The sequence below is a fragment of the Nocardioides sp. genome, assembly GCF_031397825.1.
Lineage (GTDB): Bacteria > Actinomycetota > Actinomycetes > Propionibacteriales > Nocardioidaceae > Nocardioides.
Window position 1 is genome coordinate 64,944 of sequence record NZ_JANNML010000070.1, and the last position, 6,115, is coordinate 71,058.

Genomic DNA, 6,115 nt, shown 5'->3' on the forward strand with positions numbered 1-6,115 from the left:
CGGACCGTCCCGGCCCCAGCAGATCTGGGCATCGAAGTCCTTCGTGTCCCCGAAGGTGCACAGGTCGTTCTCGACCTGCGCATCGAGGCGGTCATGGAGGGTGTCCTGGTCACGTGCGAGGCGCAGGCCTCGCTCGAGGGTGAGTGCGTGCGGTGCCTGGAGCCGATCGACGACGACGTCGACGTGAGGTTCCAGGAGCTGTTCCTCTACGACGACCAGGGCGCCACCGAGGGGTACGACCCCGAGGACGACGACGGGGTCAGCATGCTCGAGGACGACCTGCTCGACCTCGAGCCCCTGCTGCGGGACGCGGTAGTGCTCGCGCTACCGTTCCAGCCGCTGTGTGAAGAGGATTGCCCCGGGTTGTGCGTCGAGTGTGGCGCGCGACTGGCGGACGACCCCGACCACACGCACGAGGCGCCGATCGACCCGCGTTGGGCGGGGTTGACCGAGCTCCAGCACGACGAAGACTGACCAGCGAAGACTGACTTGTTCAGAGCCTGACCGGGCCCCCGGTCGACGTAAGAGGAGATAACAGTGGCTGTCCCGAAGCGGAAGATGTCGCGCAGCAACACGCGTCACCGTCGCTCGCAGTGGAAGGCCGTCGCGCCCTCCCTGGTGACCTGCGCCAACCCCGCCTGTGGTGCCAAGCACCTCCCGCACCGCGCGTGCGGCACCTGCGGCCAGTACGGCGCGAAGGCCGACCGGCGCCAGGTCCTCTGAGGCCTGCGACAGTCCGCTGAGCAACTACGGCGACCTGCGGCGAGCGCTCGGTGATCCTGAGCTGGATCCCGAGCTGCTCGAGCGCGCCCTGACGCACCGGTCCTACGCCTACGAGAATGGTGGGCTGCCGACCAACGAGCGCCTGGAGTTCCTGGGCGACTCCGTGCTCGGCGTCGTCGTGACCGAGACGCTCTACCTCACCCACCCGGACCTCTCCGAGGGCCGGCTGGCCAAGCTGCGCGCCGCGGTCGTCAACGCGCGCGCCCTGGCAGACGTGGCACGCGGCATCGGGCTCGGCGACCACGTCAAGCTGGGTCGGGGCGAGGAGGCGACCGGAGGTCGTCACAAGGCCTCGATCCTCTCCGACACGGTCGAGGCCGTCATCGGCGCCGTCCACCTCAGCGGTGGCGGCATCGTCACGTCCTCCGAGGTCGTCCACCTGCTCTTCGATCCCCTCATCGAGGCCGCGTCCGCCATGGGTGCGGGTCTCGACTGGAAGACCTCCCTGCAGGAGCTTGCGGCCGAGCACGCCCTCGGCGTACCGGAGTACCTCATCGAGGACGACGGCCCCGACCACATGAAGACCTTCACCGCGCAGGTGCGCGTGGGGGAGTCGGTCTACGGCAACGGCGTCGGCCGCTCCAAGAAGGAAGCCGAGCAGGCCTGCGCCGAGACCGCCTACGGCGAGATCGTGGCCGGGCTCCCGGTCGCCGGCAACGCCTCCGGCAGCGCGACCGCCGTCACCGACTGACGTGTCGGAGCTCTGAGGTGCCGGAGCTGCCCGAGGTCGAGGTCGTCCGTGCCGGACTCGAGCGCCACGTCCTCGGCGCCACCATCACCCGCGTCGACGTCCTGCACGAGCGCCCCGTCCGCCGTGACCCCCGCGGTGCCACCGGCTTCGCCGAGGCCCTGGTCGGTCGCCGCCTCGTGGCGGCCCGGCGACGCGGCAAGTACCTCTGGATCCCGCTCGACAACGGCGACGCGATCCTGGGCCACCTCGGCATGAGCGGGCAGATGCTCGTCCAGCCACCCACGCTGCCCGACGAACGCCACCTGCGCGTGCGCTTCGTGCTCGACGGTGCCGACGAGGGACGCGAGCTCCGCTTCGTCGACCAGCGGATGTTCGGGGGCCTGTCGGTGTCGACCGGCGGCGCCGACCTGCCGACCGAGATCGCCCACATCGCCCGCGATCCGCTGGACCCCGACTTCGACGACGACGAGTTCGTACGACGCGCCCGTCGCCGCAGCTCCGGGGTCAAGCGGCTGCTGCTCGACCAGGGACTCATCTCGGGCGTCGGCAACATCTACGCCGACGAGTCGCTCTGGCGGGCCCGTCTCCACGGCGAACGCCCGGGGGACCGGCTCACCGGCCCGCAGCTGCGCACGCTGCTCGGACACGCCCGCGAGGTGATGGGCGAGGCGCTCGGTCAGGGCGGCACGTCGTTCGACGCGCTCTACGTCAACGTCAACGGGGAGTCGGGCTACTTCGACCGCTCGCTGCACGCCTACGGCCGCGAGGGTGAGCCGTGCGAGCGCTGCGGCACCCCGATCCGACGCGTCGCCTTCATGAACCGCTCGTCCTACTTCTGCCCGGCCTGCCAACCGGCGCCGCGCGCCCGCCGCGTGGTGCGCCCCGGCACGCCCGTCCCCGACTGACCTGCCGCATTGATCAGCCCAGATTGACCACGGCGGCCCTCGGTGGGACTCTTGGAGACGGCCCACTCCGGGCCCGCCACCGCTTTCGAAAGGCTCGATGTCATGGCCAAGGCGCTGATGGGACACATCTACAGCGACCTGCGAGACCCGCGACTGTCTGCCGACAATGCTCGGCTCCGCACCCGCGTGCGTGAGCTGGAGGACCTGGTCCTCCGGCTCAGCGAGGAGAACGACCGGCTCGTCGCCGCCCAGGCGGCCGACCTGCTCGACCTCGACACCGCGCCCCTGCAGGAGATGCAGCCCGCCTGAGCCTCGCGGCTCCCGCACAGCTCGTCCGCTCCCCGGCTCGCCGGGCGCTCGCGTGACCGCGCCGCGGGTGGGTCGTTGACCCTCCGTGCGCCTCTCCTTCGCCGCCCTAGCGGCCACCCTCCTCGTCGGCTCCTCCCTCGCGCTGGCGGGTCCGACACCGCCGGCGGCGGCCGACAGCACCCGCGACCGGCTCGCCGAGATGTCCGAGCGGCAGGGGCGCACCAGCTCGGTCGTGGAGAGCTCTCGGATCGCCCAGCTCTCCTCCAACCCGACGCAGACCGGCATCTCCGGCTGCTTCATGAAGACCGCGCCGATCTTCGTCACCAGCGGCGTCGACTCGCTGCGCGTGTGGAACGTCAGTGACCCGGCGCAGCCGCGCCTGGTGGGCACGTTGCTCAACGCCCTCTTCGAGAACGAGGCGATGAACTGCGGTGAGCGCACCACCTCCCGCGGCACCCAGCGCTTCGCGCTGATCGGGGTCGACCTGGTCCAGGCGGCGCCCGACGACATCGAGCACGTCAACGCCGGTGGCAACGAGCTGATCGTCGTCGACGTCACGAAGCCGTCGGCGCCGACGATCCTGTCCCGCACGCCCGGGGCGACCAGCACCCACACGGTCGCGTGCGTCGAGGAGCGCAGCTGCCGCTACGCCTACTCCGCCGGTGGTCGCGAGGACTTCTCCGTCTTCGACCTGCGCAACCTCCGCAAGCCCGTCGAGGTCGACGCCCGACCGAAGCAGGCCGGCGTGCAGCCCTTCGCGTCGCCGACCGGTGGCCACAAGTGGAACTTCGACGCCGCCGGCGTCGGCACCCACACCGGTTTCGGCGGCGCCTCGATGTGGGACACCTCCGCTCCGGACCGACCGCGGCTGATCACCACGACCGGCAAGGCCGGTGCCGGCGAGGACCCGCGCTTCCCCGGCTACAACGACTTCATCCTGCACAACTCCTTCCGGCCCAACGCCACGGCGTTCAAGGCCGGCAAGCGTCCCTCGATCGCCAACGGCAACGTGCTGCTGGTGACCGAGGAGGACTACGAGCAGACCGACTGCGCGCTCGCCGGCTCCTTCCAGACCTGGTGGGTCAAGCGCCTCGACGGCACCCCGTCGGCGATCGTCCCCCTCGACAAGGTCGAGCTGGCCGACCTCGGCAACTTCCCGCTGCCCCGTGGCGCCTTCTGCTCGTCGCACTGGTTCGACTACCGTCCCGGCGGCCTGGTCGCGGCCGGCTTCTACGGCGGCGGCACCCAGGTCCTCGACGTGCGCGACCCCCGCGACATCAAGCCCTACGCCCACTCGATCTGGGGCCTCTCCGAGGTGTGGGACGCCATGTGGGTGCCGGTCTACCAGGCCGGCGAGCAGACGGGGGCACGCACCAACGTGCTCTACGCCATCGACCTCGTGCGCGGCCTCGACGTCTACGCCGTCGACGTCCCCGGTGACGGCCGCGGCGCCGTGCCGCCCGCCTCGAGGGGCAGCGAGCGCACGGTCGGGCAGCGCGTCGCGGGCGGCGTCGTACCGCTCGGGGTGGTGGGTGCGGCCATGGCCGCAGCCTTCGCCCTCCGACGACGGCGGCGACCGGCTCCCGAGGCGTGACGCCCGGGCCACCCGTCGTAGGGTCTGCTGCTTGTGAGCAGACTCGTCGAGACCGTCGTGCCGCGACGGCTCGGCACCGACTTCCGGTGGCTCCTCGCGTCGTCGTGGACCAGCAACCTCGGTGACGGCATCGCGCTGGCGGCGGGACCGCTGCTGGTCGCGTCGCAGACCGACCAGGAGTTCCTCGTCGCACTGGCCGCGCTGCTGCAGTGGGCACCGCCGCTGCTCTTCGGGCTGTACGCCGGAGCCCTGACCGACCGCCTCGACCGGCGACTGATCGTGGTCACCGTCGACCTCGCGCGCTGCGGGGTGCTGGTGGTGCTGGCCTCGGCCGTGGCGACCGGGCACGTGTCGGTCGGGCTGGTGCTCGGCTCGCTCTTCCTGCTCGGGACGGCCGAGATCTTCGCCGACAACGCCTCGGGCACGCTGCTGCCGATGATCGTCGACCGCGACGACCTGGCGATCGGCAACGCGCGACTGCAGACCGGCTTCATCACCGTCAACCAGCTCGCAGGTCCGCCTCTCGGGGCGGCACTCTTCGCCGCCGGCATGGCCTGGCCCTTCGCGATGCAGGCGGTGCTGGTGCTGCTCGGTGCGGTCCTGATCTCCCGACTGTCGGTGGGGCGGCCGGAGCTCGGGTCGCGTGAGGGCGTGGCCGGGCGTCGCGTGCGGGCCGACATCGTCGAGGGCTTCCGGTGGGTCCGCCACCACGCGGCGGTGCGCACGCTGGTGCTGACGATCTTCACCTTCAACATCACCTTCGGTGCCGCCTGGTCGGTGCTCGTCCTCTACGCGAGCGAGCGGCTCGGGCTCGGCGCGGTCGGCTTCGGGCTGCTGACCACGATCGCGGCGGTGGGCGGGCTGCTGGGCACGCTCGCCTACGGCTGGATCACCCGGCGGGTGTCGCTGGGCAACCTGATGCGCGTCGGGCTGGTGATCGAGACCCTCACCCACCTCGCGCTCGCGATCACGACGGTGCCGTGGGTCGCGATGGCGATCTTCTTCGTCTTCGGGGCGCACGCCTTCATCTGGGGCACCACCTCGGTGACGGTGCGCCAGCGCGCGGTGCCGACGGCCCTCCAGGGCCGCGTGGGGTCGGTCTACACCGTGGGGATCTTCGGCGGGCTGGTCGCCGGCGCGGGCATCGGGGGAGTGCTGGCGCAGGCTTACGGGGTCACCGCCCCGTTCTGGTTCGCCTTCGCCGGGTCGGCCGTCTTCGTGGTGCTGATCTGGCGCCAGCTGGCCCACATCGCGCACGCCGACGAGGCCCCCGCGCCCGGGTGACCCGTGCCGCCGTGGGTCGCCCGCGGGCCGCCGGGCTCGGCGTACTGGGCGGGCGAGTCGAGCGCTTGTCGGGGGTTGCAACACCCCTCACGTGACAAAGTGCCCGGACATCCGGGGACGCGCGCAACCCGGCGACGCCGGCCCGGGACCAAGGATCCAGCCGGACACCGCCGTCGACAGGTAGGGTGAGGCGCGCTGAGCTTCCCCAGCAGCGGTCGCCCCCCGCACCGCGCTTCAGTGCACGCCAACCACTGATGGAGTCTCGCGTTGTACCTGAAGAGCCTGACCCTCAAGGGGTTCAAGTCCTTCGCCTCCTCGACCACGCTCCAGCTCGAGCCGGGCATCACCTGCATCGTGGGTCCCAACGGCTCCGGCAAGTCCAACGTGGTCGACGCGCTCGCCTGGGTCATGGGTGAGCAGGGCGCCAAGTCGCTGCGCGGCGGCAAGATGGAGGACGTCATCTTCGCGGGCACCTCCGGGCGCCCGCCGCTGGGTCGTGCCGAGGTCGTGCTGACGATCGACAACTCCGACGGCGCGCTGCCGATCGAG

The 6,115-nt window shown here is 71.5% G+C and carries 8 protein-coding genes; all 8 read left to right on the forward strand.

Features of this window, described 5'->3' with window-relative positions; translation table 11 throughout:
• The first annotated feature begins 93 nt into the window (after window positions 1-93).
• Entirely contained in the window at window positions 94-474 is a 381-nt protein-coding gene (locus tag RMN98_RS06040; protein ID WP_309647902.1) for a DUF177 domain-containing protein, read from the forward strand.
• A 63-nt stretch (window positions 475-537) separates the two neighbouring features.
• Window positions 538-723, forward strand: a complete 186-nt coding sequence (gene rpmF, locus RMN98_RS06045; protein WP_309647903.1) for a 50S ribosomal protein L32 — start codon at window positions 538-540, stop codon at window positions 721-723.
• Window positions 724-739: 16 nt separating this feature from the next.
• On the forward strand, window positions 740-1,474 hold the full coding sequence (rnc, locus tag RMN98_RS06050) for a ribonuclease III (protein ID WP_309647909.1): 735 nt from the start codon (window positions 740-742) through the stop codon (window positions 1,472-1,474).
• A gap of 17 nt (window positions 1,475-1,491) precedes the next feature.
• Window positions 1,492-2,379: a bifunctional DNA-formamidopyrimidine glycosylase/DNA-(apurinic or apyrimidinic site) lyase gene (gene mutM, locus RMN98_RS06055; protein WP_309647904.1), complete on the forward strand. Its 888-nt coding sequence runs from the start codon at window positions 1,492-1,494 to the stop codon at window positions 2,377-2,379.
• A 102-nt stretch (window positions 2,380-2,481) separates the two neighbouring features.
• Window positions 2,482-2,688 (forward strand): hypothetical protein, encoded by a 207-nt coding sequence (locus tag RMN98_RS06060; protein WP_309647905.1) that lies wholly within the window; start codon window positions 2,482-2,484, stop codon window positions 2,686-2,688.
• 85 nt (window positions 2,689-2,773) lie between these two features.
• Window positions 2,774-4,282: a hypothetical protein gene (locus RMN98_RS06065; protein WP_309647906.1), complete on the forward strand. Its 1,509-nt coding sequence runs from the start codon at window positions 2,774-2,776 to the stop codon at window positions 4,280-4,282.
• A 33-nt stretch (window positions 4,283-4,315) separates the two neighbouring features.
• Window positions 4,316-5,566, forward strand: coding sequence for an MFS transporter (locus RMN98_RS06070; protein ID WP_309647907.1), 1,251 nt, complete (start codon window positions 4,316-4,318; stop codon window positions 5,564-5,566).
• Between the two features lie 267 nt (window positions 5,567-5,833).
• Window positions 5,834-6,115 (forward strand): AAA family ATPase (locus RMN98_RS06075; RefSeq protein WP_309647908.1); only part of this gene is annotated, 282 nt, incomplete at its 3' end.

What these genes read in the sequence shown, in the direction of transcription:
- RMN98_RS06040 (WP_309647902.1), top strand. Translation starts at nt 94, where the DNA reads ATGGAGGGTGTCCTGGTCACGTGCGAGGCGCAGGCCTCGCTCGAGGGT.
- RMN98_RS06060 (WP_309647905.1), top strand. Translation starts at nt 2,482, where the DNA reads ATGGCCAAGGCGCTGATGGGACACATCTACAGCGACCTGCGAGACCCG.